Below are 26,881 nucleotides of genomic sequence, written 5' to 3'. Positions count from 1 at the left end.
TGATGACCCTAAGTCCTGGTTATCAAAAGAAGTCAGGGCGTAGTTTTACCGTCATGCCGAAAATTGCCATGATGGTAAAAAGTTACGTCACTTTCTCGATCGCTACCGATAGTCCCTGAAAGACGTATTTTCACTCCCACTCAATCGTAGCCGGCGGCTTTGACGAGATGTCATACGTCACGCGACTCATCCCTGGGATCTCATTAATGATCCGGCTGGAGACCTTCTCCAGGAACTCCTACGGCAAATGCGCCCAGCGGGCGGTCATGAAGTCGATGGTTTCGACAGCGCAGAGCACTACTTTAGGTTACGTCGCCTCAACCCATCATCCAAAGAGGGAATCGGCCATCCAGTACAAAAAATCATAAAATCACTGTTAGGAATAGCCTTGAACCCTAATGTTGAATAATAATCCTGTAGCTTCGCCATCGAAACTTCTTCGTCTTGAACAAAGCTATTAAGGTCAAGTCGCTCTCGCCACGCCCTCGCATCCTCATCAAATGACTCATGCTCTAACTGCAGAGGAAAAGCCTTTAAGGCGATGACACCTGCACCCGGAGAGAACCTGACCATCATCTGACGAAGCACTTTCAAACCGATACGCCGCCCCCGAAATTGAGGCAAAACCTCTATACGATCCAAAATTAGCAGGTTATATCCATCAGTAACGCAATCAGAAATATCATCAACTGCATCAGAAAAGTGTGGGGAATTTTCACCGAAAATAGGATCAAAATATTCCGCTATTGACACCGAGAGGGAATCCATAACATCGAACACGGATTCTTGTTCATTAATCGCACGACTGACATCTATATACCAAGCTTGAAACTTTCCTATAAGAGTTCGGCCATCATCGTCATCCACCCCGAGGATATCGCCAAAAAATGGGTAGATTAGCCTATCGGGCTCCCCGAGCTCCTCCACGAGGCTAGCCGACTCCCAACTAAGCTCAAGACTCATTTCATCAACCACGTTTTTTGCACCTGACCGTGTCATCGTTATTCCCCAATAGATCACTAGGGTCAAAATCCATCGAGCTCGTGCGATTTCTATCACTTATGGGAGCCAAGAATTTTAGCCCCCCCAATTGGTAAATAAAATTGTCCATCGCTTGGCATCTTATCTGATGCTTATTCAAAATAAAAAGCCGCCGACGCTCCCGCGCCGGCGGCCTTTAAGTAAGCCCTTACCAGCAGGCCAGATCAGATCATTCCCACTCAATCGTAGCCGGCGGCTTGGAAGAGATGTCATACGTCACCCGGCTGATCCCCGGAATCTCGTTAATGATCCGGCTGGAAACCTTCTCCAGGAACTCGTAGGGCAGGTGCGCCCAGCGGGCGGTCATGAAGTCGATGGTTTCGACGGCGCGAAGGGCGACCACGTATTCGTAGCGGCGGGCGTCGCCGACGACGCCGACGGATTTGACCGGCAGGAAGACGGCGAAGGCCTGGCTGGTTTTGTGGTAGAGGCCGTCGGCTTTGAGTTCTTCGATAAAGATGTGGTCCGCGAGGCGGAGGGTGTCGGCGTATTCCTTTTTGACTTCACCGAGGATGCGCACGCCCAGGCCGGGGCCGGGGAAGGGGTGGCGGTAGACCATGTCGTAGGGGAGGCCGAGTTCGAGGCCGATTTTACGGACTTCGTCTTTGAAGAGTTCGCGCAGGGGTTCGACCAGTTTGAGCTTCATGTGCTCGGGGAGGCCGCCCACGTTGTGGTGGGATTTGATGACGTGGGCGCCGCCGGTTTTGGAGGCGGCGGATTCGATGACGTCGGGGTAGATGGTGCCTTGGGCGAGCCAGTTGGCGTTTTTCAGTTTGGCGGCTTCGGCGTCGAAGATGTCGATGAAGGTGTTGCCGATGATTTTGCGCTTCTTCTCCGGGTCGGCTTCGCCGGCCAGGCGGGAGAGGAAGTGGTCTTCGGCGTCGACGCGGATGACGCGGACGCCCATGTGGTCGGCGAACATTTCCATGACCTGGTCGCCTTCGCCGTGGCGGAGGAGACCGTTGTCGACGAAGACGCAGGTGAGCTGGTCGCCGATAGCCTTGTGCAGCAGCGCGGCGACCACGGAGGAGTCGACGCCGCCGGAGAGGCCGAGGATGACGTGGTCGGTGCCGACCTGTTCCTGGATGGTGGCGATGGCGTCGTCGATGATCTTGGCCGGGGTCCAGAGGGCGTCGCAGGCGCAGATTTCGCGGATGAAGCGTTCCAGCAGGCGGCCGCCCTGGAGGGTGTGGGTGACTTCCGGGTGGAATTGGATGCCGTAGAAACGTTTGTCGTCGTTGGCCATGCCGGCGATGGGGCAGCTGTCGGTGGTGGCGGTGACGACGAAGCCGTCGGGGATGGTGCCGACGCGGTCGCCGTGGCTCATCCAGACGTCCAGGTATTCGTGGCCAGCTTCTTCGTGGTCGACGATGCCGTTGAGCAGGTCGTTGCCGTCGGCTTTGGTGACGCGGGCGTAGCCGAATTCGTGTTTTTCACCGGCGATGACGGAGCCGCCCAGTTGCTCGGCCATGGTTTGCATGCCGTAGCAGATGCCCAGCACCGGCACGCCCTGTTCGAACACCGCTTGCGGGGCGCGGGGGGTCTCGGCGGCGGTGACGGATTCCGGGCCGCCGGAGAGGATGATGCCTTTGGGGTCGAACTCGGCGATGTCCTCGGCGGTGGCGTCGAAGGCGCGGATTTCGCAGTAGACGCCGATTTCGCGCACGCGGCGGGCGATCAGCTGGGTGTACTGGGAGCCGAAGTCGAGGATCAGGATGCGCTGGGCGTGGATGTCTTGCATGGTCCGTTTCCGGTTAGGCCGGCGGTTGCGGGCCGGTTTTAAATGCAAAGGCCGGCGGGTGAGCCGGCCAGTTCAAATTCTGTTGAGCTTCGTCGAGGCGCCGTGCTTGCCTTCCCTGGCGCAACGCCCCCTCTCCAGAGCGCCCTGCCCGGCCGTCCTTGGCCGGGCGTGAGCCGCGCTGCGAAGCGGTGCTTCGATCGCGTCTCACCCCACCGGGTAGTTCGGCGCTTCCTTGGTGATCGTCACATCATGCACGTGGCTTTCCTTCATGCCGGCGTTGGTGACCTTCACGAAGTAGGGCTTGGTGCGCATTTCGTCGATGCCGGCGCAGCCGGTGTAGCCCATGGAGGCGCGCAGGCCGCCCATCAGCTGGTGGACGATGGCGCTCATGGGGCCCTTGTAGGGCACCCGGCCTTCGATGCCTTCGGGCACCAGCTTCTCGATGCCGGCGGCGGCGTCCTGGAAGTAGCGGTCGGACGAGCCGGTTTTGCCGGACATGGCGCCCAGGGAGCCCATGCCCCGGTAGGCTTTGTAGTAGCCGCCCTGGAACAGTTCCACTTCGCCGGGGGCTTCCTCGGTGCCGGCCAGCAGGGAGCCGATCATGATGGCATGCGCCCCGGCGGCCACGGCCTTGGCGATGTCACCGGAGAAGCGGATGCCGCCGTCGGAGATCAGCGGCACGTCGGTGCCCTTGAGAGCGGCGGCCACTTCGGAGACGGCGGTGATCTGCGGCACGCCGATGCCGGCGACGATGCGGGTGGTGCAGATGGAGCCCGGGCCGATGCCCACCTTGACGCCGTCGGCGCCGGCGTCCATCAGCGCCTTGGCGGCTTCGGCGGTGGCGATGTTGCCGCCGATCACGTCCACTTCGGGGAAGTGCTTCTTGACCCAGGCGACGCGGTTGAGCACGCCCTGGGAGTGGCCATGGGCGGTGTCCACCACGATCACGTCCACGCCCGCTTCCACCAGCGCGGCCACGCGCTCCTCGGTGCCGCCGCCGGTGCCCACGGCGGCGCCCACGCGCAGGCGGCCCTGGGCGTCCTTGCAGGCGTTGGGGTAACGGGTGGCTTTTTCGATGTCCTTGACGGTGATCATGCCGCGCAGGGCGCCGGATTCATTGACCACCAGGATCTTCTCGATGCGGTGCTTGTGCAGCAGCGCCTGCACTTCGCTGGCGTCGGCGCCCTCGCCAACCGTCACCAGGCGCTCGCGGCCGGTCATGATGTCGGCCACGTGCTGGTCGTAGTCGGTGATGAAGCGGGTGTCACGGCTGGTGACGATGCCCACCACCTGCTCGCCTTCCACCACCGGCACGCCGGAGATGTTGTTGGCGTCGGTGAGGTTGATCAGCTCCCGGACGGTGGCGTTGGGGCTGATGGTGATCGGGTCCTTGACCACGCCGGATTCGAACTTCTTGACCGCGCGCACCTGCCGGGCCTGGTCTTCCACCGGCATGCTTTTGTGCAGGATGCCGATGCCGCCTTCCTGGGCCATGGTGATGGCCAGGCGGTGTTCGGTGACGGTGTCCATGGCCGCCGAGATCAGCGGGATATTCAGCTCGATGTTGCGGGTCAGCCGGGTCTTCAGCGAGACGGCGTTGGGCAGCACATCGGAGTGGGCGGGCAGGAGCAGGACGTCGTCGAACGTGAGTGCTTCTTGCGCGATTCTGAGCATTTTGCACCGTATACAACTGGGGGAGTCTGATCCCCGGTGCGCCGGGCTGTCGCCGGCCGGGAAGCCGGGTCGGGCGGGGAGGAGCCGGCGCGAGGGCGAACCAGGGGCTCCGTTAAATTAAGCCGGACATTATACGGGAAAGCGGGCCCGCCGGGCAATCCGGGCGGACCGGTTTCCCGGCTGGCCGCGGGGCGCGGAAATCGCTACATTGCGCGCCATGGATCCTTCATCGCGCAGCCAACCGTATTCCGTCAGCCGCTTGAACCTGGAAGCCCAGGGCCTGCTGGAGGGCAGCTTTCCCCTGATCTGGCTTCAGGGGGAGCTGTCCAATCTGGCGCGGCCCCGTTCCGGGCATCTGTATTTCAGCCTCAAGGACGACCGGGCCCAAGTTAGCGGGGCCATGTTTCGAAACCGTAACAGCCTGCTGCGGTTCCAGCCCCGGGACGGGCAGCAGGTGCTGGTGCGGGCGCGCATCACCCTGTACGTGCCCCGGGGCGGCTTCCAGATCATCGTCGAGCACATGGAAGAGGCCGGTGAAGGCGCCCTGCGGGCGCAGTTCGACGCGCTCAAGGCGAAGCTGGAGTCCGAGGGGCTGTTCGCCCAGGAACGTAAGCGCCCACTTCCCGCCTGGCCCAGGCAGATCGGGGTGATCACCAGCCCCAGCGGGGCGGCGATCCGCGACATTCTGCATGTGCTGCAGCGGCGCGCGCCGGGCATTCCGGTGCTGATCTTCCCCACCCCGGTGCAGGGCGCCGAGGCGCCGGCGCAAATCCGAGCCGCCCTGGAGCGGGCCACCGCCCGGGGCGATTGCGACGTGCTGGTGATCGGCCGGGGCGGCGGCAGCCTGGAGGATCTGTGGGCGTTCAACGACGAGGCCCTGGTGCGGGCGGTGGCGGCCAGTCCCGTGCCGGTGGTCAGCGCCGTGGGCCACGAGGTGGACGTGGCGCTCACCGATTTCGCGGCGGACGTGCGCGCGCCCACGCCGTCGGCGGCGGCGGAGCTGATCAGCCCGGACGGCGAGGCGCTGCTGCAGCGGCTGCGGGTACTGGCGCGCCGCCAGCGCCATTGCATGGGCGTGGCCTTGAACAGCCAGCGCCAGCGGCTGGACGGGCTGACCCGGCGCCTGCAGGTGCGCCACCCGGAGCGGCAGCTGGAGCAGACCCGGCAGCTGGTGGACGAGCAGCAGGCGCGCATGGCCCGGGCCCTGAGCCATAAGCTGGCCTTGCTGCAGAGCCGCTGGCGGCCGCTGGACGTGCGTCTGCGTCAGCAGTCGCCGGCCCAGCAGCTGGCGCGCCAGGCCCAGCGCCTGGCGGAGCTGCGCCGGCGGCTGCCGGTGCCGCTCGGCCATCAACAGCGCCATCTGGAACAGCGGCTCACCGGCCTGGGCCGCCGGCTCCACACCGCCAGTCCGCTGGCCACCCTGGACCGGGGCTATTCCCTGACGTTGGTGGACAGTGAGCCGCTGCGCTCCGTGGAAAACTTGAAAGAAGGCCAGACCGTGGAAACCCGGCTGGCCAAGGGCGCTTTCGAGGCCACCGTCACCCGCGTCAAACCGCCAAACCTGTAACCCCCCCAAACCTGTAGGAGCGGCTTTAGCCGCGATTACGGCGGTGGGGTGTGCGGCAAGGCCTTGATCGCGACTGAAGTCGCTCCTACAGGGGTATGCGGGCGCGGTCAGGCGGCGGGGAGGAAACGGCTGAGCAGGTTGGCCAGCAGGTGACGGCGGAACGGTTTGGCCAGGTGGGCGTCCATGCCGGCGGCCAGGCAGCGCTGGCGTTCCTCGAACATGGCGTTGGCCGTGAGCGCCACGATCGGCACCGGGTCGCGACCGTTTTCCCGCTCCCGGCGGCGCAGGGCCCGGGTGGCTTCCAGGCCATCCATCACCGGCATCTGCACATCCATCAGAATGCAGTCGAAGCGTTCCTCCCCGGCCCGCGCCAGGGCACTGGCGCCGTCGCCGGCGGTGGCCACGTCCAGTCCCAGGTGCTCCAGCATGCGCCGGGCCACCAGCCGGTTTACTTCATTGTCCTCCACCAGCAGCACCCGGCCCCGCAAGCGGTCCACCGCCACCGCTACCGGTTTGGCGCCGGCATCCACCGCCGGGCGGGTGCGCAGGCGCAGGCTCAGGGTGAAACAGCTGCCCTCCCCCGCCGCGCTGATCAGGGTCAGGTCGCCGCCCAGAATCTGCGCCAGCCGGCGGGCGATCACCAGGCCCAGGCCGGTGCCGCCGTGGCGCCGCGAGGGCGAAGAATCGAGCTGGGAGAACGCCTGGAACAGCCGGGCGCGCTGGTCTTCGCCGATGCCGATGCCGGTGTCGCGCACGTCGATGGCCAGGTCGATGGTGTGCTCCTGCTGGTACATGACGCTGGCCTGCACGCGGATGCCGCCCTGGTCGGTGAATTTCACCGCGTTGGAGATCAGGTTGCTGAGAATCTGCCGCAGGCGCACCGGGTCCGAGCACACCTCCAGGCCGGCCAGGCAGGCGGCGCCTTCCAGGCGCAGATAGAGGCCCTTCTCCCGGGCCAGATAGCGGAAGGTGTTGACGCAGTTGTTGAGCACCGGCACCGGGTCGAAGAAGGTCTGCTCCACTTCCATGCGGCCGGCTTCGATGCGGGAAAAATCGAGGATGTCGTTGATCACTTCCAGCAGGTGGCCGGTGGATTCCAGGGCGGCCTGGGTGTACTCGCGCTGTTCCTCGTTCTGGGAGGTGGTTTCCAGCAGCTGCAGCATGCCCAGCACGCCGTTCATGGGGGTGCGCAGTTCGTGGCTCATCATCGCCAGGAAGTCGCTCTTGGCCTGGCTGGCCTGCTCCGCGTGGCGGTGGGCGTCGCGCAGGTCGGCGATGGCCTTTTGCTGGTTATGGCGGGCGCGCTCCAGGCCGTCCGCCAGGTCGTTGATGTTGGTTTGCAGGTCGCCCATTTCGCCGTCCAGCCGGCGGTCGCCCCGGGCCTGGTAGTCGCCGCCGCGGATCACCCGCACCAGCCGGGTCAGGTGCACCAGCGGCTCGGCGATGGCGCGGGCCAGGTAACGGGCGCTGAGCAGGCCCACCAGCACCGCGAACAGGGCCGGCAGCAGGCTGGCCAGCAGAATCTCCTTCTGGCGGGCCAGGATGCGGCCCCGGGACAGGCCCAGCACCACCTCGCCGATGCGGTCCGGTTCGGCGCCGCTGGCCTCGCCGGTGAACAGCACCGGCTGACGGTAGATGCCGGCGCGGAACTCCAGCACCTCGCCCTCGCCGGCGCCCTCCCCGGCGCTGAGCAGCAGCTCACCGTCCCGGTCGAGAAACTTCACCCGGCGCACGTCCGGGCGCTCCAGCACCATGCGCGCCTGGCGGCCCAGGTCCGAGGCGTTGCCGGAGAGCACCCCGTATTCGGCGCTGGCGGCCAGTTGCTGGGCCAGGAAGCCGCCCAGCTGGCGCACCTCCTTGTCGGCGTCCTGGAAACGCTGCCAGGTCAGCGCCACCAGCACCAGAACCAGCATGATCAGCGCCGGGATCACGCCCAGCCACTGCAGCTGGCGGCGAATGCCGCTGCGGCTTTTCATGACGAAACGCTCATGGGTCGATCTCCAGGCGACGCTCCAGGCGGCCCCCCGGCCCGACCTTCAGGTCGTAGGCGCGGGCCACGTAATCGTTGATCTCCAGGCCATAGTGGCCGGCGAAGTCCGGCGCCGGCCACTGGCCGGTGGCGCGCCATTGGCCCAGCCAGTCCAGGGCGGCCCGGGCCAGGTCGTCGTTGTCCGGCGCGGCGCTGGCGACGCTGCCGGCGTGCACGTAATCGGCGCCGGGGCCGAACACCGGCACCCGCTGGCGGTAGCTGGTCAGCAGCACCAGCCGGGCGGTGCCGGGGCCGAACAGCACCGGGTCCTCGGGCAGCAGCAGCGCGTCCCAGTCCGGCAGGTGGCGGCGCAGCAGCGGGCCCAGGCGCTGGGGCGGGTCCACCTCCACCACGTCCAGCAGCAGCCCCACCGGGCCCGCCAGCGGCGCCCGCCAGGCGCTGTCCGGGCCGAGCATCACGCCCACCCGGCGGGCGCCGGGCATCAGCTCCCGCAGCACCGCCAGCTGCGCGGCCAGCGGCACCCCGGCGCGCACCGCCGAGCAACGGCAGCCCGGGCCCACCAGTTCAAGCACGCGGGTGGCGCCGATGCCCAGGCCCAGCACCGCGCCGTGGCCGGGGGCCGCCAGGGCGGCGCGGAAGGCGGCGTCGCCCAGGGCCAGGGTCACATCGGCGCGCTGCTCGGTGAGCCGTATGCGGTCGCCGCCGTGGACGCGCAGGCGGGCGGCCAGCGCCTCGCTGACCGGCCCGGTGGCGGGCCGCAGACGCACGCTGACCGGCTCCACCGGCCCGGTCGGGTCGGCGGCCGCCGGCCCCGTCAGCGCACCCAGCACCGCCAGCAGCACCGGCACCGCCAGCCATCTGGCCGGGCGCAACAGCGCGGCCGTCGGCCCGTGGCGGGGCCGGCGCGAGCGTCGTCCTGTGCGGGCTGTCGCGTCCTTCATGCCGGTTCCTTCCCGGGCCCCATGCCCGGGTTCGCTGTCAGAAGTTCACGGTGACCGTGAGCCAGTAGCGTGGATCGTCCTGATACCGGTTTTCCTCGAACACCACGGGTTCGTCGTTCAGAGGGTGCTGCAATAGCAGGCGCCATTCCAGTTCCGTGCCGGCCAGGCGCTGGCGCCGGCCGAGCTGCGCGTCGATCCGTTCAAAGGGGTAATCGTTGTAATCCCGCGCCAGATGGTAGGCGGTGGACCACCACCAGCCGCCGCCCAGGCGCCAGTACCAGAGCGCGCCGGCGCTGTCGCGGGCGGCGAAGCGCTGCTCGGCGCCCTGCTCGGTGTCGGTGTGAATGTGGGCGCCGGTGAGGCGCAGCAGATGGCGGACCGCCGGCCGCCAGCTCAGTTGCGCCTCGGTGCCCCGGTGGCGCACCTCGCCGTCGTTGGTCGGTTCGAAATTGAACGGGTTGAGCGCGCCGCTCACCAGGTCCCAGAGCTCTTCCTGGAAGTAGCGCAAGTCCAGTTCCACGGCACCCAGGGCGCCGGCGGTGAAACGCCCGTAGTAACCCAGTTCCCGGGAGCGGATGCGTTCCGGTTTGAGGGTGCCCGGGCTCTGCTGGTTAACGAAGAAGTAGGCCGGCGACCAGCCCAGCAGCGCTTCCCGGTCCGCGTAGCTGGCGGGCAGATCGTGGATCGCCAGGTTGATGTTGGCCTGGTCTTCGTAAATGTCCGGGGTGCGCAGAGCGCGGGCGTAGATGGCGCGCAGGGTGTGGCCGGGCAGCACCTCCCAGTTGACGCCGGCGCGGGGGCTGAAGTGCTCACCGCTGATGTCGTCGTATTCCCAGAACCCGCCCAGGTTGACGGTCACCGGCGGCAGGGGCCGCAGGGCCAGGTTGGCGAACAGCCGGCGGCTCACATTCTCGGCGGTGCCGGACACGAACGCCTGGGACTCGCCCCGGTCGTGGCGCACGTTGACGCCGGCCACCAGCCGCGCCCACTCGCTGAATTGCAGGGTGTCCTGGATCTCCAGGTCGTAGCGGGTTTCGCTTACGTCCAGCCAGGCGGTGCCGCAGAACGGTTCACCGCCGTTGGCCAGCAGAACGGCATAGCGGTTCTGGACGGCCGGGTCGGCGGCGGCGGTGGCCAGGGTCTGGCCGATGTCGCCGCCGTTGGCCAGGAAGTGGTCGCGCAGTTCCTTGGAATAGAACAGGCCGCCGCCGGGCCCGGTGTTGCCGGTGAGTGGGTCGAAATAGCACAGGTCCAGGTTGGTGTCTTCGTCGTTGTGCTGGGCGTAGAAGCTGACCTTGAGCTGGTGGCGGGAGGAAAACTGGCGCTGCCAGTCCAGCCCCACGAACAGCCGGTCGGCGCGCTCCACGCTCTCGTCGGTGTATTCGCCCAGTTCCTGCAGGCCGCTTTCGTAGGGGCGGTCCAGGCGGGTGCGGCTGCCGCCGGCGTGCAGGGTCAGGGTGTCCCGGGCCCCCGGCTCCCACACCGCCCGGCCGTTGACGCTGGTGACGTGTTTACGGTCGCCGGTGTCCAGCGGCGGAATATCGGCGTCGTAGCCGTCGTCGCGCAGGTCGTTGACGCTGAGCCGCCAGGCGCCGCCGTCGAACTGGTGGCTGGCGGCCACGCGGGCGTCGCGGATGCCGTTGTTGCCGGCGCGCAGGCGCGCCTGCTGGCCCTCCACGTCACGGGGGTCGCGGGTGATGATGTTGATGACGCCGGTGAAGGCGTTGGCGCCGTAGGCGGCGGAGGCCGGGCCGCGGGTGACCTCGATGCGCTCCACGTCCTCCAGGGCCACGGGAATGGCGTTCCAGTTGACCCGGGCAAAGCCCGGCTGGTAGACGCTGCGGCCGTCCAGCAGCACCAGCATGCGGCGCTGATCGCGGGCCTGGGTGCCGTGGTAGGCCACCGAGGGCAGATTGCCGTCGGTCTTGGCCACGCTCATGCCCGGCACCAGACGCATCACTTCATAGAGTTCGCGGGCGCCGCTGGCGAGGATCAGTTCCCGGTCGATGACGGTGACGCTGGCGGGCACTTCGGAAATGGGCTGGTCCAGACGCGCCGGGGTCAGTACCCGGGGCACCGGGCCCGGTGTGTCGTCGAATTGCCCCCAGGCCGGCGCCGCCGACATTCCCAGTGCCAGCAGCGCGCATCCCCCAATGCGTCTCACGAAGTCCCCCTAAGCGGCCAGGGGCCGCTTACTTTTTAACGTGCTTCATCATGCGGCGTTTGCGTTTGATTTGCCGCTCGGTGAGCGTGTTCTTGCGGCCCTCGAACGGGTTGTCGCCGGATTTCAGCTCCAAGCGGATCGGCGACCCTTCGATTTTTAACAGCTCCCGGAAGCGGTTTTCCAGATAACGCTGGTAGCTGTTCGGTAACGAGTCGGTGCGGTTGCCGTGGATCACCACCGTGGGCGGGTTGGAGCCGCCCAGGTGCGCGTAGCGCAGCTTGGCCCGGAAGCGGCCGTTGCGCGGCGGCGGGTGCGAGCCGGTGATGTCTTCCAGCATGCGGGTCAGGGCGTTGCTGCCCAGCTTGATGAAGGCGGAGTCCCAGGCCCGCTCGACGAAAGCGAACAGGTCGCCCACGCCGGTGCCGTGCAGGGCGGAGATGTAGTGCACCTTCACCCAGGGCGCGAAGTGCAGGCGCCGCCCCACTTCCCGCTTGACCCAGTCCTTGTGGTCGCTTTCCAGGTTGTCCCATTTGTTGACCGCCACCACCAGGGCGCGGCCGGCTTCGATGGTGTAGCCGATCAGGTGCAGGTCCTGGTCGGTGATGCCGTCGCGGGCGTCCACCACCAGCACCACCACCTGGGCCGCTTCCACCGCCTGCAGGGCCTTGATCACCGAAAACTTTTCCACGGTTTCGTGGACCTTGCCCCGGCGGCGGATGCCGGCGGTGTCGATCAGCACGTAGTCCCGGGCCCCGCCGCCATCCCGGGGCTGGCGGGTGAACGGCACCTCGATGCTGTCGCGGGTGGTGCCGGCGTGGTCGTAGACGATGACCCGCTCCTCGCCGAGGATACGGTTGATCAGCGTGGACTTGCCCACGTTGGGGCGGCCCAGTACCGCCACGCGCACGGTGTCCGGGTCTTCCGGGGCGGCATCGCTCTCTTCCGCCTCGGGGAAATCCTTGAGCACCGCGTCCATCATGGCGCGCACGCCGCGGCCGTGGGCGGCGGCGATCGGGAACAGGTCGGTGAGACCCAGGGCGTAGAAATCCGCCATGGCGGTTTCCGGGTCCAGGCCGTCGGTCTTGTTGACCGCCAGGAACACCGGCTTGGGCAGTTTGCGCAGGGCGGTGGCCACCTGCTCGTCGGCGGCGGTGAGGCCGGCGCGGCCGTCCACCAGGAACAGCACCACGTCGGCCTCGCCCACGGCCTGCAGGGCCTGGTCGGTCATCGGCCGGTCGATGCCTTCCTCGCTCTCGCCGATGCCGCCGGTGTCGACCACGGTATAGGGGCGCTCGCCCAGCTTGCCGTCGCCGTACTGGCGATCCCGGGTGAGGCCCGGGAAGTCCGCCACGATGGCGTCGCGGGTGCGGGTCAGGCGGTTGAACAGGGTGGATTTGCCCACGTTGGGGCGGCCCACCAGGGCGATTACGGGCTTCATTGGGGCTCGATCAGGGTGGCAATGGTGATTACGGGGCAGGATACAGGCGTGGGGGGATTCTAGCTACAAGGCGGAAGCCGCCGACGCGTCTAATAACCCGGCTGTAGGAGCGGCTTTAGCCGCGATGGGCGGTCAGGGCCGTGATCGCGGCTAAAGCCGCTCCTACAAAGGGGAGCTGCAAGCTACTTTTCTTCGATCTTGTAGGCGGCCAGCTTGCCGTCGGCGCTCAGAGCGTAGAGCACGTCGTCGTAGACCACCGGGGTATCGGCGAAGCCGTCCCGGTTGTCCCGGTAGCGGGCCACCAGCTCGCCGGTTTCGCTGTCCATCCAGTGCAGGTAGCCCTCGAAGTCGCCCACCACCACCAGGCCGTCCTGGACGGCGGTGCCGGTGAGGCGGCGGCCGTAGAGCTTGTCCTGCTGCCACAGGAAGGTGCCGCTACGCTGTTCGGCGCCGCGCACCAGGCCCTCGCTGTCGGCCACGAACACGGTGGACAGGTAGGAGCTGATTTCCTGATGGGTGGAGATGTCCTTGGCCCAGTAGGGGCGGCCGTTCTCCCAGTCGAGCACCGCCAGCTTGCCCTGGAAGGTGGCGGTAAACACGCCGCCGTTTTCCACCAGCAGGCTGGAGTCCACGTCCACCAGACGGTCCAGTTCGGAGCGGCCGGTGGGTTCGGCGACACGGCGCTCCCACAGCGGCGCGCCGGTTTCCAGTTCGATGGCGGCGACCTTGCCGCTGGCGAAGCCGGCATAGACCCGGCCGCTCTCGATCACCGGCTGGGTGCCACCCAGCAGGGTCAGGTTGGGCACCGTGGTTTCGTAGTCCCAGCGCGGCTCGCCGGTTTCCGCGTCCAGCGCCAGCACGTGGCCGTCGATGGTCTGGAAGATCGCCAGCAGGCCGTCGCTGGTGGGCGGCGCCAGCACTTCGCTGCTGACCCGGCTGCGCCACAGCTCGTCGCCGGTTTCCGCGTCCAGGGCCACCGCTTCGCCTTCGCGGGTGCCGTACAGCACCTGGCCGTAGCCGGCGTAGAGGCCACCGGAGATGCGGTCCCCGGTTTTGCTGCGCCACTGGCGCTTGCCGTTTTCCCGGTTGAAGGCGTAGACCCGGCCGTGGATGTCGGCGGCGAACACGCGCTGGGCGGTGACCGCCGGGCGCAGCTTCATGGCGGTGTCGTCCACGCCGTCACCGGCGCCGGAGCGCCACAGGCGGTCCACGTCGAAGCGCTTGTCGAAGTCCGGCAGCGGGTTGGGCTCGATGGCGTTGGGGTTGCTGGCGCAACCGGCCAGCGCCATCACGCAGAGAAGCACGGCGGCCGCGGGGGTGGAGAAGGAATATTTCACGAATACGGACTCACGATTGCGACTTCAGGTCGTCGAGTTTCATTTGCACGCGGTCCCGGCCGGCCCCTTCGTCCAGGGCCTCCAGGGCGTCGCCGTAGGCGGCGCGGGCCGCGTCCCAGTTCTCCCGGGCGCTGGCGATGTCCCCCTTCAGCTCCAGCGCCTGGCCTTGCCAGGCCTCCGGGAAGGTGCGCGAAATCTGCTCGTTCGCGGCATCCAGGTCCCCCAGTGCCACCTGCACCCGCGCCAGGCGCAGGCGGGCGGTGTATTCCAGTTCACGGGTGGCGGCGTTGTCGGCCACCTCGCCGAGCTCGTCGGCGGCGGCGTTCAGGTCACCGGCGTCCACCGCCAGCTTGGCCAGGGCCAGGCGGGCGTAGTCGGCGTAGGCGGTGCCGTCGTAGTCGTCCATCAGGGTGGTGGCGGCGCCGCGCGCCTGGTCGGCGTTGCCGGCGGCCAGGGCCTGCATCATGGTTTCGTAGTGCACCGAGGCCTTGCCGGATTCGCCGGCGCTGTGCTCCTGCCACTGGCGCCAGCCCAGCAGGGCTCCCACCGCCAGCACGATCACGATAATCGTGGCGATGCCGTATTTCTGCCACCACTCCTTGATGCGTTCGGCCTGTTCTTCTTCGTCGCGAATGTAATCGACCACCCCGGTTTCTCCTTAGTACCCTTCGTGCAAACGGGCGGCCAGCCAATCGGCCACCTCATTCTGGTTAAGTTGCTGTTGCTCGTCTTGCTCGCGCAACGGTTTTACCGCCACCTGACCGGCGGCCACTTCGTCCTCGCCCAGGATCAGGGCGTAACGGGCCCCGCTGCGGTCGGCTTTTTTCATCTGGCTCTTGAAGCCGCCACCGCCGCAATGGCACTGGATGCCCACGCCGGGCAGCGCGTCGCGCAGGCGCTCGGCCAGGGTCAATGCCTGGGCCTGCACCTCCCCCATGGCGGTAATATAGATCGCCACCGGGCCGGGCAGTTCCTGGCCCTGTTTTTCCAGCAGCAGCACCAGCCGTTCCAGGCCCATGCCAAAGCCCACCGCCGGGGTGGGTTTGCCGCCCAATTGCTGGACCAGACCGTCGTAGCGGCCGCCGGCGCACACCGTGCCCTGGGCCCCCAGCGCGTCGGTGGTCCACTCAAACACGGTTCGCCCGTAGTAATCCAGCCCGCGCACCAGGTTGGGGTTGATCACGTAGTCGACGCCGGCGGCTTCCAGCAGCGCCTTGAGCTGCTCGAAGTGATCGCGGGCGGCGTCGCCCAGGTGGTCGGCCAGCCGGGGCGCGTCCTGCAGCACCTCGCGGGTGCCCGGGTCCTTGCTGTCCAGCACCCGCAACGGGTTGCGCTCCAGGCGGTTCTTGGAGTCCTCGTCCAGGCGCTCGCGGTGCTCGCGCAGAAACGCCACCAGGGCGTCCCGGTAGCGGGCCCGGTCGTCCGGGTCGCCCAGGGTGTTCAGTTCCAGGGTGACCTGGTCCGCCAGGCCCAGGTCCTTCCACAGGCGGGCGGTGAGCAGGATCACCTCGGCGTCGATGTCCGGGCCTTCCATGCCGAAGGTTTCCACGCCGATCTGGTGGAACTGACGGTAGCGGCCGGCCTGGGGGCGCTCGTGGCGGAACATGGGGCCGGTGTACCAGAGCCGCTGGGTTTGGTTGTACAGCAGGCCGTGTTCCTCGGCGGCGCGCACGCAGCCGGCGGTGCCTTCCGGGCGCAGGGTCAGGCTGTCGCCGCTGCGGTCCTCGAAGGTGTACATCTCCTTCTCGACGATGTCGGTGACCTCGCCGATGCCGCGGGCGAACAGCTCGGTGCGCTCCACGATGGGCATGCGGATTTCCCGGTACCCGTAGGCGGCCAGCACCGTGCGGGCACGCTGCTCCAGCCATTGCCAGAGCGGGGTCTGCTCGGGCAATACATCATTCATGCCGCGTACCGACGCGATCTTCTTGCTCACCGGTGCTCCTTGTTCCAATACGGTTATTCGCTGCGCGCGATGATGCCCTTGGCCTCGTCCTCGCGCATTTTCTCCACCTTGGCGCGCACCATGCGTTCCAACTCGTCCACCAGCGCTTCCTGTTTGATGTGGTGGCTCTTCTCGCCGTCCAGGTAGGACAGGTTGTTGGGGGTGCCGCCGGTCAGGCCGATGTCCGCCTCACGGGCTTCGCCGGGGCCGTTCACCAGGCAGCCGATCACCGCCAGATCCACGGACTCGTTGATGTCCTCCAGGCGCGCTTCCAGCTCGTTGACCGTGTCGATCACGTTGAAATTCTGCCGGGAGCAGCTCGGGCAGGCGATGATGTTCACGCCCTTCTTGCGCAGATTGAGGCTCTTGAGGATGTCGAAGCCGACGCGGATTTCCTCCACCGGGTCGGTGGCCAGGGAAATGCGGATGGTGTCGCCGATGCCTTCCAGCAACAGGCCGCCCAGGGCCACCGCGGACTTCACCGTGCCGGAGCGGAAGGTGCCGGCCTCGGTGACGCCCAGATGCAGGGGCTGCTCGATCTGGCTGGCCAGCTTGCGGTAGGCCTGCAGGGTCATGAAGACGTTGGACGCCTTGACGCTGATCTTGAAATCCTGGAAGTCGTAGCGGTCCAGGATCTCGGCGTGGCGCAGGGCGGACTCCACCAGGGCGTCGCTGGTGGGCTCGCCGTATTTGCGCTGCAGTTCCTTTTCCAGGGAGCCGGCGTTGACGCCGATGCGGATCGGCACGCCGTGGTCCCGGGCGGATTCGATCACCGCGCGCACCCGGTCCTCGCGGCCGATGTTGCCGGGGTTGATGCGCAGGCAGTCGGCGCCTTCGTCGGCCACCTTGAGGGCGATCTTGTAGTCGTAATGGATGTCGGCCACCAGCGGCACCGACACCTGGCGTTTGATTTTGCCGAAGGCCTCGGCGGCCTCCATGGTCGGCACCGAGACCCGCACGATGTCCGCGCCCACGTCCTCGAGCCGGCGGATCTGGCCCACGGTGGCGTCCACGTCACAGGTGTCGGTGTTGGTCATGCTCTGCACCGAGATCGGCGCATCACCGCCCACCGGCACCTTGCCGACATGGATCTGGCGCGATTTGCGACGCTGAATGGACAGTTCCGGTTCCATAACCTGCTTCCTGAAACGTTCGAGCTGTGTGAAGTATGGGCGCCGTGGCCGGCGGAACCTAGGGCAAGGTGACGCGGACCACGTCGCCGGAGCGCTGGCTGGGCAGGGACACGGACTCGCCGTTGATGGACAGGGCGGAGACCGCGGCGGCGTCGCCCACGGTCAGGCGAAACGGGGCCTCGCCTTCCAGGTTCAGGGTGTCGCCGGCGCCGCGCTGGCCCTGGCTGAGGGTGACGCCGGTGGCGTCCACCACCCGCACCCAGCAGACCCGGGAAAAGGACAGGCTGATGCGGTCCACGCCATCGGCGGCCGGTTGCGCCGGGGCGCTCGCGTCCGCCGGGCCGGCCCCGGCCACGGCGGATTCGCCGCCGTTACCGCCACCCGGGCGCGCGGGCGCGGCGGCGGGGGGCGTTTCCGGACCGGCATCGATTTCGGAGGCGGGCCCGGCGCCCTCGTCCCCAGAGGGCGTCAGCGTCTCGTCCGCCGGCGCCATGGGTTCGGTGTCGTCGGGCAGCGCCGGGTCCGGATTGTCCGGGGCGGGGTCGCCAAACTGCCCGCTGGGCGGCGACAGTTCGGACGGCGATTCCACCGGCGCCGGCGCGTCCTCGCCCCGGGGCCACAGCCACCAGCCCACGGCCACCGCCAGCACCACCACCAGGATCACCACCAGCGGCACCCGCCATTCGCGGCGGCGCGGCGAGTCTTCCAGGGCCTGCTGTTCGCGCTCGTGTTCGGCGTCGCGCTGCTGGTCCACTTCCTGCTGGAAGCGCCGCGCCAGTTCCTCGGCGGGCAGGCCCAGGAAGCGCGCGTAGTTGCGCAGGTAACCCTTGATGAAGGTGGGCTCGGGCAGACGGCTGTAGTCGTCGTCTTCCAGGGCCTTCAGATAGGACAGCGACAAGCGCAGTTGCTTGGACACTTCTTCCTGACTCAGGCCCTGCTCTTCACGGGCCCGGCGTAGACGTTCACCGGGCAGCATGGCTGCGTTGTCCTCGCTCATTCGGCTCCCTCCTGCCCGTCGCGCCAGGCCCGCCAAAGGCGGACCTCACGGCTACCCGGGTAGAGATTCTGCAGCGCCAGTTCGTAGCTGGCCTGCTGGTCACGTTTGCCGAGGGCGGCGGCCAGGCGGATGCCCACCCACAGGGCCTCGGCGCTCTGCGGACGCACGCGCCGCTCGTAATCGCGGTAATAATCCCAGCCGATACGGGCGCGGTCGTCCTGGTAATACAGCCGCGCCAGTTCCAGCAGCAGCTGGCTGTTGCCCGGGTTCAGACGCAGCGAGCGGATGTAGGCCTCGCGGGCCTGGTCCATCTCACCCAGGGCCTTGTAGGCGGCCCCCATATTATTGAAGGCGCTGGCCCGGCCCTCGTAGTTAGGGTCGTTGGCGGCGCGCTTGAACTTTTCCAGGGCTTCGTCGTAGCGGCCCTGGGAGAACAGCAGGGTGCCGTAGTTGTTCAGCGCCGGCGCGTAGTCGCGGTCGGCGGCCAGGGCCTTGCGGTAATGGTGTTCTTCCTGCCTGGCGTCACGCTCGTAGTTGTAGAGCAGCGCCATGGCGTTGTGGGCCTGGGCGCTGTTGTCGTTCAGCGACAGGGCCCGGGAAAAATGGCGGCGCGCCTCGGAGGGGTTGCCCATCTGCAGGTACTTCATGCCGGCGGCCACCCGGGTGGCCACCGCCTCGTCCACGTTCACTTCGTTGGGGTCGCCGCCCTCGGTGACCGTCACGCAGCCGGCCATCAGGCCGAGCAGGCCGGCCAGGGCAACGGTGAGGACGAACTGTCGAAGCGTAGGGCTCATTGCGCGGGCGCTGCGTTGCTGTCCGGTTGCTCGGTGCGATGGAAGATGGACGCTTGCCAGCGTTCACTGCGGCGGGTGCGGTCCTTGACCTCGCCCACCAGCTGGCCGCAGGCGGCGTCGATGTCGTCGCCGCGGGTGGTGCGCACCGTGGTAAGCACGCCATTGTCATTCAGGAATTTGTGGAATGCCAGGATGTCCGCCTTGCGGGAGCGCTCATAGCCGGCATGGGGAAACGGGTTGAAGGGAATCAGGTTCACCTTCACCGGGATGCCCTTGAGCAGCTTGACCAACTGGCGGGCGTGTTCCGGTTTGTCGTTCACATCGCGCAGCATCACGTATTCCATGGTGATGGTGTTGTGGCGATGGGTGATGGCGTCGCTGTAGCGCTTGCAGGCGGCCATCAGGTCGGCGAGCGGGTACTTGCGATTGAGCGGCACCAGCTCGTTGCGGAGTTCATCGTTGGGGGCGTGCAGGCTCACCGCCAGGGACACGTCCAGGTCGCGGCTGAGCTGATCGATCTTGGGCACCACGCCGGAGGTGGACAGGGTGATACGGCGTTTGCTGATGCCGTAGCCCAGGTCGTCGCGCATGATGCGCATGGCGGACAGCACCGGCTCGTAGTTCAGCATCGGCTCGCCCATGCCCATCATCACCACGTTGGTGATCGGGTGCTCGCCCAGATTCTTGCGCGGACCGAAGGCGCGGCTGGCCTGCCACACCTGGCCGATGATCTCGGCGCTGGTCATGTCGCGCTGGAAGCCCTGCTTGCCGGTGGAGCAGAAGCTGCAGTCCACCGCGCAGCCTACCTGGGAGGAGACGCACAGGGTGCCGCGGCGACCGTCGGGAATGAACACGGTCTCCACGGCGCCGCCGTTGTCCGCCTCGAACACCCATTTGCGGGTGCCGTCCCGGGAGATGCCCTCGTGGAGCACCTTGGGACCGCGGATTTCGGCCACCCGGGCCAGCTTCTCGCGCAATGCCTTGCCCACGTCGGTCATTTGCTCGAAGTCGTCCGCCTGGTGATGGTGGATCCACTTGAGCACCTGCTGGGCACGGAACTTCTTCTCCCCCATGGCCAGGAAGAACTCTTCCATTTGCGGCCGGGTGAGTCCGAGCAGATTGACCTTGTCGGTGTGGACCGGCGCCGCGGTGCGCGGCGCGCGATCGGCCTCGTGGGCAGTCATTGGCTTACCTCCAGGGAATGACCGGGCACTCAGCGAGTGCGCGGGCAGAGTTCCTCGTCGGCGAAGAAGTAGTCCACCTCGCGGGCGGCGGATTCGGTGGAATCAGAACCATGGACAGCGTTTTCGTCGATGGTTTCCGCGAAATCGGCGCGAATGGTGCCGGCTTCCGCGTCCTTGGGGTTGGTGGCGCCCATCAGATCACGGTTTTTCTTCACCGCGTCCTCGCCTTCCAGCACCTGCACGGTGACCGGACCGCTGGTCATGAAGGCCACCAGGTCGCCGAAGAACGGACGCTCTTTGTGCTCGGCGTAGAAGCCTTCGGCCTGTTCGCGGCTCAGGTGCAGCATCTTCAGGGCCACGACCTTGAGGCCGGCTTTCTCGAAACGGCCCAGGATCTCGCCGATCGCGTTCTTGGCCACGGCATCAGGCTTGATAATAGAGAGGGTACGCTCAACAGCCATCTGTCTGATCACTCCAGAATTGCATAGGTCTTTGGGGTCTTTGAAGCCGGCGGATTATACGCACGCGGGGCGAATTATGATACCGTTGGCGCCCCTTATGGCCGGCGATGACGGTCGGATTCCCCCTCGGCGCCTTATCCTCTATAATACCTGAGTAATTTACTCTGGTATTCCGTCCGTGAAGACCGGTATTTCACAACGATGAGCCCGTGACTATGAGCAGCCAAGCCGAACTCGACAATTCCGAACTGGACCGTGTCATCCGTTCCGAGTACGAGGCGGGGTTCACCACCCTGGTGGAGTCCGACACCCTGCCCCCGGGTCTCAATGAAGACGTCATCCGCGTTATTTCGGCCAAGAAGGAAGAGCCGGAATGGATGCTGGAATGGCGCCTGGAAGCCTACCGCCACTGGCAGACCATGCAGGAGCCGAACTGGGCCCACGTGCAGTACCCGCCGGTGGATCTGAACGCGATCTCCTACTATTCCGCGCCGAAAAGCATGGAAGATCGCCCGAAAAGCCTGGATGAGGTGGACCCGGAGCTGCTGGAGACCTACAAGAAGCTGGGTATTCCCCTGCACGAGCAGGAAATGCTCGCCGGCGTGGCCGTGGACGCGGTGTTCGACTCGGTGTCCGTGGCCACCACCTTCAAGAGCAAGCTGGCCGAGGCCGGGGTGATCTTCTGCTCGATCTCCGAGGCGGTGCGCGAGCACCCGGAGCTGGTGCGCAAGTATCTGGGCTCCGTGGTGCCCAAGGGCGACAACTTCTTCGCCGGCCTCAACTCCGCGGTATTCACTGATGGCTCCTTTGTCTACATCCCCAAGGGCGTGCGCTGCCCCATGGAGCTGTCCACCTATTTCCGCATCAACGAGGCCAACACCGGCCAGTTCGAGCGCACCCTGATCGTCGCCGACGAAGGCAGCTACGTGAGCTACCTGGAAGGCTGCACCGCGCCCCAGCGCGACGAGAACCAGCTGCACGCGGCGGTGGTGGAGCTGGTGGCCCTGCCCGGCGCCGAGATCAAGTACTCCACGGTGCAGAACTGGTACCCCGGCGACGAGGACGGCAAGGGCGGCATCTACAACTTCGTGACCAAGCGCGGCGTTGCCCACGACCACGCCAAGATCAGCTGGACCCAGGTGGAAACCGGCTCCGCGATCACCTGGAAGTACCCGTCCGTAGTGCTGCGCGGCGATCACTCCGTGGGTGAGTTCTACTCGGTGGCGCTGACCCGCCACGCCCAGCAGGCCGACACCGGCACCAAGATGATCCACCTGGGCAAGAACACCAAGAGCACCATCGTTTCCAAGGGCATCTCGGCGGGCAAGAGCTCCAACGCCTACCGGGGCCTGGTGCGCATGGGCCCGCGGGCGGAGAACGCGCGCAACTTCACCCAGTGCGACTCGCTGCTGCTGGGCGACCGCTGCGGCGCGCACACTTTCCCGTACATCGAGTCCAAGCACCCCAGCGCCACCATCGAGCACGAGGCCACCACCTCCAAGGTCAGCGACGACCAGCTGTTCCTTTGCCGCCAGCGCGGCATCGATCCGGAGAAAGCGATCTCCATGATCGTGAACGGCTTCTGCAAGGAAGTGTTCAAGGAACTGCCCATGGAGTTCGCGGTGGAAGCCGGCAAGCTGCTGGAAGTGAGCCTGGAAGGGGCGGTGGGCTGAGCCACCGTCCAACCCCGATTTGAATCTGAATGAATTGTCTGGAAGTCGATTAATGCTGGAAATTCGCGATCTGCACGCCTCCGTGGCCGGCCAACCGATCCTCAAGGGCCTGAACCTCACCGTCAAACCCGGCGAGGTGCACGCCATCATGGGCCCCAACGGCTCCGGCAAGTCCACCCTGGCCAATGTGCTGGCCGGGCGCGACAACTACGAGATCACCGGCGGCGAAGCGCTGTTCGACGGCAAGAGCCTGGCGGACCTGGAACCGGAAGAGCGGGCACAACTGGGCCTGTTCCTGGCGTTCCAGTACCCGGTGGAGATCCCCGGCGTCTCCAATATGGAGTTCCTGAAAGCGGCGCTGGAAGCGACCCGGGCGGCCCAGGGCAAGGAGGAATGGGACTCGGTGACCCTGCTGCGCAAGGCCCGCGAAGCCTGCAAGCAGGTGGACCTGGACCCGCAGTTTCTCAAGCGCGGCGTCAATGAGGGCTTCTCCGGCGGCGAGAAGAAGCGCAACGAAATCATGCAGATGCTGCTGATGGAACCGAAGCTGGCGCTGCTCGACGAAACCGACTCCGGCCTGGACATCGACGCCCTGCAGACCGTGGCCAAGGGGGTCAACTCCCTGCGCGGGCCGGAGCGCGGCATCGTGCTGGTGACCCACTATCAGCGTCTGCTGGACTACATCGTGCCGGACTTCGTGCACGTGCTGTCCGGCGGCAAGATCATCAAGTCCGGCGGCAAGGAACTGGCCCTGGAGCTGGAACAGCACGGCTACGGCTGGCTCACCGGCGGCCAGAACGGCGACAACGGTAAAGAGGACCAGACGGCATGAGTGGCGACACCGCCCTGAACCTGCCCGAGGACCTGAAGACCCGGGCCCTGCACAACGCCCGCCAGGCGACGCCGGTGGAGGCGCTGGCGCCGCTGCGCCAGGACGCCCTGGCCGCCCTGGAAGGCGCCGCCTTTCCCGGCCGCAAAACCGAGGCCTGGAAATACACCTCCCTGTACGCGCTCACCGACGGCCATCTGACGGCCCGTGCCGAGGGCGCCGCGCCGGCGGACCTGCCGACGCTGAGCGACTACCGGCTGGTGATCGTCAACGGCCGCCTGGATGAAGACCGCACCGCCCTGCCCGAGGGCGTGTCCCTGGGCCGGGCGGCGCGCCGCCTGGAGGGCCTGACCACGCCGTTCGCCTTCTACAACGGCGCCGCCCTGGACGACGCGGTGACCCTGGAGGTGGCCGCCAACACCGACGTGGCGGCACCGATCCAGGTGCTGCACGTGGCCGCCGGCGACGCGCCTTCGCACTGCAACGTGCGCCTGGAAGTGAACCTGGGCACCGGCAGCCGCCTGACGCTCATTGAGCAGTACCTGGCCCGTGGCCCGGTGCTGACCAACGCGGTCACCGCCATCCAGGCCGCCGACAACGCCCACCTGACCCATTACCGCCTGCAGGCCGACGCCGGCGACAGCCTGCACATCGGCACCCTGCTGTTCCAGCAGACCGGCGTCAGCCGCATCGACAGTTATCAGCTGATGGCCGGCAGCCGGCTGCGCCGCAACGACGTGCGCGCCTTCCTGGACAAGAGCGGCGCCGAGCTGAACATGCAGGGCGTGTTCGTGGCCCGCGACCGCAGCCACATCGACAACCAGCTGTGCGTGGAGCACCGGGTGCCGGACTGCACCTCCAACCAGGTCTACCGGGGCCTGGCCGGCGAGAAAGGCCGGGCGGTGCTGAACGGCCGCATCCATATCCATCCGGGCGCCAAGGGCACCCTGGCGGAGCTGAGCAACAAGAACCTGCTGCTCAACGCCGGCGCCGAGATCGACACCAAGCCGGAACTGGAAATCTACAACGACGACGTCAAGTGCGCCCACGGCGCCACCGTCGGCCAACTCGACGCCCTGCAGCAGTTTTACCTGCAGTCGCGCGGCATCGACGCCGCCGAGGCCAAGCGCATGCTGAGCCTGGGTTTCGTCAACGAGCTGATCATGGGTCTGCCGGATCAGGCGGTGGCCGACTGGGCACAGCCGTGGCTGGCCGCCGAACTGGGCGGGCGCCCGGGCGCCGACGAGGAGGCCGCATGAGCTTCGATGTACAGGCCCTGCGCGCGCAGTTCCCGATCCTTGAACAGACGGTGAACGGCAAGCCGCTGGTGTACCTGGACAACGCCGCCACCACCCAGAAGCCGCGCCAGGTGATCGACGCCGTGCGCGACTACTACGAAGGCAGCAACAGCAATGTGCACCGCGCCGCCCATTACCTGAGCGACAAGGCCACCAGCGCCTTCGAAGCGGCCCGGGCCACCGTGGCGGAGTTCGTCAACGCCGCCCGCGAGGAGATCATCTGGACCAAGGGCACCACCGAGGGCATCAACCTGGTGGCCCAGTGCCACGGCCGCGAGCAGCTCAAGCCCGGCGACGAGGTGCTGATCACCGCCCTGGAACACCACGCCAACATCGTGCCCTGGCAGCAGGCCTGCGAGCGCACCGGCGCCACCCTCAAGGTGGTGCCCCTGCGTGAGGACGGCAGCGTCGACGACGAGGCCTTTTACCGGCTGCTGGGCGAGCGCACCCGCATCGTCGCCGTGTCCCACGTGTCCAACAGCCTGGGCACGGTGAACCCGGTGGCGGACTGGTTGAGCGCGGCCCGCGACGTGGGCGCCGTTACCCTGGTGGACGGCGCCCAGGCGGTGGGTCATTTTCCGGTGGACGTGCAGGCCCTGGGCTGCGACTTCTACGCCTTCTCCGCCCACAAGCTGTTCGGCCCCACCGGCATCGGCGCCCTGTACGGTCGCCGCGAACGGCTCGACGCCATGCCGCCCTATCAGACTGGCGGCGAGATGATCGAGACGGTGAGCTTCGAGAAGAGCACCTGGAACCAGCTGCCCTACAAGTTCGAGCCGGGTACCCCCCATATCGCCGGGGTGATCGGTTTCGGCATCGCCGTGGGCTGGCTGCAACAGCAGGACCGCGCCGCCCTGGCCGCCCACGAGAACGCCCTGCTGGCCGCCGCCACCGAGCAGGCCGAGGCGTTCGACGGCTTGAAAATCATCGGCAACGCCGCCACCAAGGTCGGTGTATTGTCCTTTCTGCTGGACGGCGCCCACCCGGCGGACGTGGGCACCCTGCTCGACCAGCAGGGCGTGGCGGTGCGCACCGGCCATCATTGCTGCATGCCGTTGATGGACGGGCTGGGCATTCCCGGCACCGTGCGCGCGTCGTTTTCGATCTACAATACGCTGGAAGAGGTGGACAGCCTGTTCCGCGCATTGGAGAAGGTTCGCACTTTTTTGTAGGACGCCTTTCTGGAGGCAAACCATGACGGTACAGACATTCGTACCCGGCCAGGCCGAGATTCACATGACCGACGCCGCCCGCGACCAGGCCCGTCGCGAGATCGCCCGCGCCAACGCCGGCGGCATCCGTCTGGACCTGGATGAGTCGGGCTGCTCCGGCTATATGTACGAGCTCGACTTCGTCGAACAACCGCAAGACGGCGACCGCCGCTTCGAGGTGGACGGCGTGGTGCTGTACGTGCCGGAAAAATGGCTGGCCATGCTCAATGGCCTGCAAATCGACTATGTGAAGGAAGGCGTCAACAGCCTGTTCAAGTTCCGCAACCCCAACGCCACCGGCGAATGCGGCTGCGGCGAGAGCTTCACCGTCGAAGACATGGACGAGGTTTGATTTGAACATCCCTTCCGGGGGCCGTGCCACCGAGCAGCGGACCGTGGTGGTGAGCCGCGACGTGCCCGCGCGCCTGGTGCCGGACGGCACCCGCATCACCATTCACAAGAACAGTTTCGTCAACCTGCGCCAGGCCCTGGGCGGCACCTACACGGTGACCCTGAACGGCAATATGGCGCGCATCGACGGCACCGACGCCGACGCCATCGGCCAGACCCCGCTGGAGCTGGATTTCGAGGCGCCGGAAGAAGACGGCTCGGTGCGCGACGAGGATCTGAAGCAGGTGCTGGGCACCATTTTCGATCCGGAGATTCCGGTGAACATCGTCGACCTGGGCCTGGTGTACGGCTGCGATGTGATCCGCCGTGATGAAAAGAACGTAGTCCAGGTACGCATGACCCTCACCGCCCCCAACTGCGGCATGGGCCCGGTGCTGGTGGGCGACGTGGAAGACCGGCTGGCCAAGGTGCCGAACGTGGACGAGGTGGAAGTGGCACTGATCTTCGATCCGCCCTGGAGCCGCGACATGATGACCGAGGAAGCCCAGCTCGAGCTGGGACTGTTTTAACCCTTACCCGTAGGAGCGGCTTCAGCCGCGATCACGCCCTCCATCGCGGCTGAAGCGCTCCTACGGCAAACCACGAGGCATCCGATGCCCCAGACTGAGTTCGATATCCGCGCCATCAAGCTGGGCCGCGACGTGACCGCCGAGGACGTTTGCGAGGACCTGGAATTCCTGGATGACTGGGAAGAGCGCTACCGTTACATCATCGATCTGGGCAAGCAGCTGCCGCCCATGCCCGAGGCGCTGCGCACCGAGGATCGCTTCGTGCGCGGCTGTCAGAGTCAGGTGTGGCTGGTCACCGAGTATGACGGCGACGCGGATACCCTGTATCTGGCGGTGGAATCCGACGCCCTGATCGTGCGCGGCCTGGGGGCGATCATTCTTACCGCCCTCAACGGCAAGACGCCCAAGGAAGTGGCCGACTACGACATGGACGGCTTCTTCGAGCGCATCGACCTGCTGCGCCACCTGAGCCCCACCCGGGGCAACGGCCTGCTGGCCATGGTCGGCCGCATCAAGCAGGAGGCCGCCACCCTGGCGGCCTGA

The 26,881-nt window shown here is 66.7% G+C and carries 23 protein-coding genes and 1 pseudogene; 8 read left to right on the top strand and 16 right to left on the bottom strand.

The window, feature by feature from the left end; genetic code table 11:
• Nucleotides 1-130: 130 nt before the first annotated feature.
• The 4 genes and pseudogenes from IM760_RS03595 to guaB form a co-directional block, all read right to left on the bottom strand.
• Nucleotides 131-301 (bottom strand): annotated as a pseudogene (locus tag IM760_RS03595) (GMP synthase (glutamine-hydrolyzing)); the annotation flags it as partial.
• Complete coding sequence (locus IM760_RS03590) at nucleotides 298-975, bottom strand: hypothetical protein (RefSeq protein WP_204427159.1); 678 nt, start codon at nucleotides 973-975, stop codon at nucleotides 298-300. The gene IM760_RS03590 and the pseudogene IM760_RS03595, both read right to left, overlap by 4 nt.
• 235 nt (nucleotides 976-1,210) lie before the next feature.
• Nucleotides 1,211-2,782, bottom strand: a complete 1,572-nt coding sequence (gene guaA, locus IM760_RS03585) for a glutamine-hydrolyzing GMP synthase (RefSeq protein ID WP_204427158.1) — start codon at nucleotides 2,780-2,782, stop codon at nucleotides 1,211-1,213.
• A 204-nt stretch (nucleotides 2,783-2,986) separates the two neighbouring features.
• Entirely contained in the window at nucleotides 2,987-4,456 is a 1,470-nt protein-coding gene (gene guaB, locus IM760_RS03580; RefSeq protein WP_204427157.1) for an IMP dehydrogenase, read from the bottom strand.
• A 217-nt stretch (nucleotides 4,457-4,673) separates the two neighbouring features.
• On the opposite strand from guaB, the gene xseA reads away from it, so the two are divergent.
• Nucleotides 4,674-6,023, top strand: coding sequence for an exodeoxyribonuclease VII large subunit (xseA, locus tag IM760_RS03575; RefSeq protein WP_204427318.1), 1,350 nt, complete (start codon nucleotides 4,674-4,676; stop codon nucleotides 6,021-6,023).
• 107 nt (nucleotides 6,024-6,130) lie between these two features.
• On the opposite strand, the gene IM760_RS03570 is transcribed toward xseA, so the two are convergent.
• From IM760_RS03570 to ndk, 12 genes are all read right to left on the bottom strand, one after another.
• The gene (locus IM760_RS03570; protein ID WP_204427156.1) at nucleotides 6,131-7,999 is read right to left on the bottom strand and encodes an ATP-binding protein; all 1,869 of its coding nucleotides are present in this window, start codon (nucleotides 7,997-7,999) and stop codon (nucleotides 6,131-6,133) included.
• A 10-nt stretch (nucleotides 8,000-8,009) separates the two neighbouring features.
• Nucleotides 8,010-8,954 (bottom strand): hypothetical protein, encoded by a 945-nt coding sequence (locus IM760_RS03565; RefSeq protein ID WP_204427155.1) that lies wholly within the window; start codon nucleotides 8,952-8,954, stop codon nucleotides 8,010-8,012.
• Nucleotides 8,955-8,991: 37 nt separating this feature from the next.
• On the bottom strand, nucleotides 8,992-11,118 hold the full coding sequence (locus tag IM760_RS03560) for a TonB-dependent receptor plug domain-containing protein (RefSeq protein WP_338021364.1): 2,127 nt from the start codon (nucleotides 11,116-11,118) through the stop codon (nucleotides 8,992-8,994).
• 28 nt (nucleotides 11,119-11,146) lie between these two features.
• Nucleotides 11,147-12,556: a ribosome biogenesis GTPase Der gene (gene der / locus IM760_RS03555; RefSeq protein ID WP_204427154.1), complete on the bottom strand. Its 1,410-nt coding sequence runs from the start codon at nucleotides 12,554-12,556 to the stop codon at nucleotides 11,147-11,149.
• Nucleotides 12,557-12,738: 182 nt separating this feature from the next.
• Complete coding sequence (gene bamB / locus IM760_RS03550) at nucleotides 12,739-13,893, bottom strand: outer membrane protein assembly factor BamB (protein ID WP_338021363.1); 1,155 nt, start codon at nucleotides 13,891-13,893, stop codon at nucleotides 12,739-12,741.
• 10 nt (nucleotides 13,894-13,903) lie between these two features.
• Nucleotides 13,904-14,539: a tetratricopeptide repeat protein gene (locus tag IM760_RS03545; protein ID WP_204427153.1), complete on the bottom strand. Its 636-nt coding sequence runs from the start codon at nucleotides 14,537-14,539 to the stop codon at nucleotides 13,904-13,906.
• A 12-nt stretch (nucleotides 14,540-14,551) separates the two neighbouring features.
• Nucleotides 14,552-15,829 carry a histidine--tRNA ligase gene (gene hisS, locus IM760_RS03540; protein ID WP_204427152.1) on the bottom strand — a complete coding sequence of 426 codons (1,278 nt, stop codon included), beginning with the start codon at nucleotides 15,827-15,829 and terminating at the stop codon, nucleotides 14,552-14,554.
• Between the two features lie 23 nt (nucleotides 15,830-15,852).
• Nucleotides 15,853-16,971, bottom strand: a complete 1,119-nt coding sequence (ispG, locus tag IM760_RS03535) for a flavodoxin-dependent (E)-4-hydroxy-3-methylbut-2-enyl-diphosphate synthase (RefSeq protein WP_204427151.1) — start codon at nucleotides 16,969-16,971, stop codon at nucleotides 15,853-15,855.
• A gap of 58 nt (nucleotides 16,972-17,029) precedes the next feature.
• Nucleotides 17,030-17,968 (bottom strand): RodZ domain-containing protein, encoded by a 939-nt coding sequence (locus tag IM760_RS03530; protein ID WP_204427150.1) that lies wholly within the window; start codon nucleotides 17,966-17,968, stop codon nucleotides 17,030-17,032.
• On the bottom strand, nucleotides 17,965-18,762 hold the full coding sequence (pilW, locus tag IM760_RS03525) for a type IV pilus biogenesis/stability protein PilW (protein WP_204427149.1): 798 nt from the start codon (nucleotides 18,760-18,762) through the stop codon (nucleotides 17,965-17,967). Before pilW ends, IM760_RS03530 begins: the two co-directional genes overlap by 4 nt.
• Entirely contained in the window at nucleotides 18,759-19,946 is a 1,188-nt protein-coding gene (gene rlmN, locus IM760_RS03520) for a dual-specificity RNA methyltransferase RlmN (RefSeq protein ID WP_204427148.1), read from the bottom strand. The genes pilW and rlmN overlap by 4 nt, the downstream gene beginning before the upstream one ends.
• A gap of 29 nt (nucleotides 19,947-19,975) precedes the next feature.
• A complete protein-coding gene (ndk, locus tag IM760_RS03515; RefSeq protein WP_204427147.1) occupies nucleotides 19,976-20,407 on the bottom strand; it encodes a nucleoside-diphosphate kinase in 432 nt (143 codons plus the stop codon).
• Between the two features lie 215 nt (nucleotides 20,408-20,622).
• Here ndk and sufB point away from each other — a divergent pair, with 215 nt between their 5' ends.
• From sufB to IM760_RS03480, 7 genes are all read left to right on the top strand, one after another.
• Nucleotides 20,623-22,080, top strand: a complete 1,458-nt coding sequence (gene sufB / locus IM760_RS03510; protein ID WP_204427146.1) for a Fe-S cluster assembly protein SufB — start codon at nucleotides 20,623-20,625, stop codon at nucleotides 22,078-22,080.
• A 52-nt stretch (nucleotides 22,081-22,132) separates the two neighbouring features.
• Nucleotides 22,133-22,912, top strand: coding sequence for a Fe-S cluster assembly ATPase SufC (gene sufC / locus IM760_RS03505; RefSeq protein ID WP_204427145.1), 780 nt, complete (start codon nucleotides 22,133-22,135; stop codon nucleotides 22,910-22,912).
• A complete protein-coding gene (gene sufD / locus IM760_RS03500) occupies nucleotides 22,909-24,168 on the top strand; it encodes a Fe-S cluster assembly protein SufD (RefSeq protein WP_204427144.1) in 1,260 nt (419 codons plus the stop codon). Before sufC ends, sufD begins: the two co-directional genes overlap by 4 nt.
• Nucleotides 24,165-25,379: an aminotransferase class V-fold PLP-dependent enzyme gene (locus IM760_RS03495; protein WP_204427143.1), complete on the top strand. Its 1,215-nt coding sequence runs from the start codon at nucleotides 24,165-24,167 to the stop codon at nucleotides 25,377-25,379. Before sufD ends, IM760_RS03495 begins: the two co-directional genes overlap by 4 nt.
• A gap of 22 nt (nucleotides 25,380-25,401) precedes the next feature.
• Complete coding sequence (locus tag IM760_RS03490; RefSeq protein WP_204427142.1) at nucleotides 25,402-25,770, top strand: HesB/IscA family protein; 369 nt, start codon at nucleotides 25,402-25,404, stop codon at nucleotides 25,768-25,770.
• A 1-nt stretch (nucleotide 25,771) separates the two neighbouring features.
• A complete protein-coding gene (gene sufT / locus IM760_RS03485) occupies nucleotides 25,772-26,338 on the top strand; it encodes a putative Fe-S cluster assembly protein SufT (RefSeq protein WP_239549586.1) in 567 nt (188 codons plus the stop codon).
• An 84-nt stretch (nucleotides 26,339-26,422) separates the two neighbouring features.
• Nucleotides 26,423-26,881 carry a SufE family protein gene (locus IM760_RS03480; RefSeq protein ID WP_204427141.1) on the top strand — a complete coding sequence of 153 codons (459 nt, stop codon included), beginning with the start codon at nucleotides 26,423-26,425 and terminating at the stop codon, nucleotides 26,879-26,881.

The organism is Alloalcanivorax marinus (genome assembly GCF_016906305.1).
Taxonomy (GTDB): domain Bacteria; phylum Pseudomonadota; class Gammaproteobacteria; order Pseudomonadales; family Alcanivoracaceae; genus Alloalcanivorax; species Alloalcanivorax marinus.
Note: the sequence above shows the minus strand (reverse complement) of the source record. Positions and strands in the feature narration are given on the sequence as shown.

Excerpts from the sequence above, each read along its gene's own strand:
- IM760_RS03565 (WP_204427155.1), bottom strand. The coding sequence starts at position 8,954 with ATGAAGGACGCGACAGCCCGCACAGGACGACGCTCGCGCCGGCCCCGC.
- xseA (WP_204427318.1), top strand. The coding sequence starts at position 4,674 with ATGGATCCTTCATCGCGCAGCCAACCGTATTCCGTCAGCCGCTTGAAC.
- ispG (WP_204427151.1), bottom strand. The coding sequence starts at position 16,971 with ATGGAACCGGAACTGTCCATTCAGCGTCGCAAATCGCGCCAGATCCAT.
- IM760_RS03490 (WP_204427142.1), top strand. The coding sequence starts at position 25,402 with ATGACGGTACAGACATTCGTACCCGGCCAGGCCGAGATTCACATGACC.
- der (WP_204427154.1), bottom strand. The coding sequence starts at position 12,556 with ATGAAGCCCGTAATCGCCCTGGTGGGCCGCCCCAACGTGGGCAAATCC.
- guaA (WP_204427158.1), bottom strand. The coding sequence starts at position 2,782 with ATGCAAGACATCCACGCCCAGCGCATCCTGATCCTCGACTTCGGCTCC.
- sufC (WP_204427145.1), top strand. The coding sequence starts at position 22,133 with ATGCTGGAAATTCGCGATCTGCACGCCTCCGTGGCCGGCCAACCGATC.
- rlmN (WP_204427148.1), bottom strand. The coding sequence starts at position 19,946 with ATGACTGCCCACGAGGCCGATCGCGCGCCGCGCACCGCGGCGCCGGTC.
- IM760_RS03495 (WP_204427143.1), top strand. The coding sequence starts at position 24,165 with ATGAGCTTCGATGTACAGGCCCTGCGCGCGCAGTTCCCGATCCTTGAA.
- sufB (WP_204427146.1), top strand. The coding sequence starts at position 20,623 with ATGAGCAGCCAAGCCGAACTCGACAATTCCGAACTGGACCGTGTCATC.
- pilW (WP_204427149.1), bottom strand. The coding sequence starts at position 18,762 with ATGAGCCCTACGCTTCGACAGTTCGTCCTCACCGTTGCCCTGGCCGGC.
- sufD (WP_204427144.1), top strand. The coding sequence starts at position 22,909 with ATGAGTGGCGACACCGCCCTGAACCTGCCCGAGGACCTGAAGACCCGG.
- IM760_RS03480 (WP_204427141.1), top strand. The coding sequence starts at position 26,423 with ATGCCCCAGACTGAGTTCGATATCCGCGCCATCAAGCTGGGCCGCGAC.
- IM760_RS03570 (WP_204427156.1), bottom strand. The coding sequence starts at position 7,999 with ATGAAAAGCCGCAGCGGCATTCGCCGCCAGCTGCAGTGGCTGGGCGTG.
- IM760_RS03530 (WP_204427150.1), bottom strand. The coding sequence starts at position 17,968 with ATGAGCGAGGACAACGCAGCCATGCTGCCCGGTGAACGTCTACGCCGG.
- guaB (WP_204427157.1), bottom strand. The coding sequence starts at position 4,456 with ATGCTCAGAATCGCGCAAGAAGCACTCACGTTCGACGACGTCCTGCTC.
- ndk (WP_204427147.1), bottom strand. The coding sequence starts at position 20,407 with ATGGCTGTTGAGCGTACCCTCTCTATTATCAAGCCTGATGCCGTGGCC.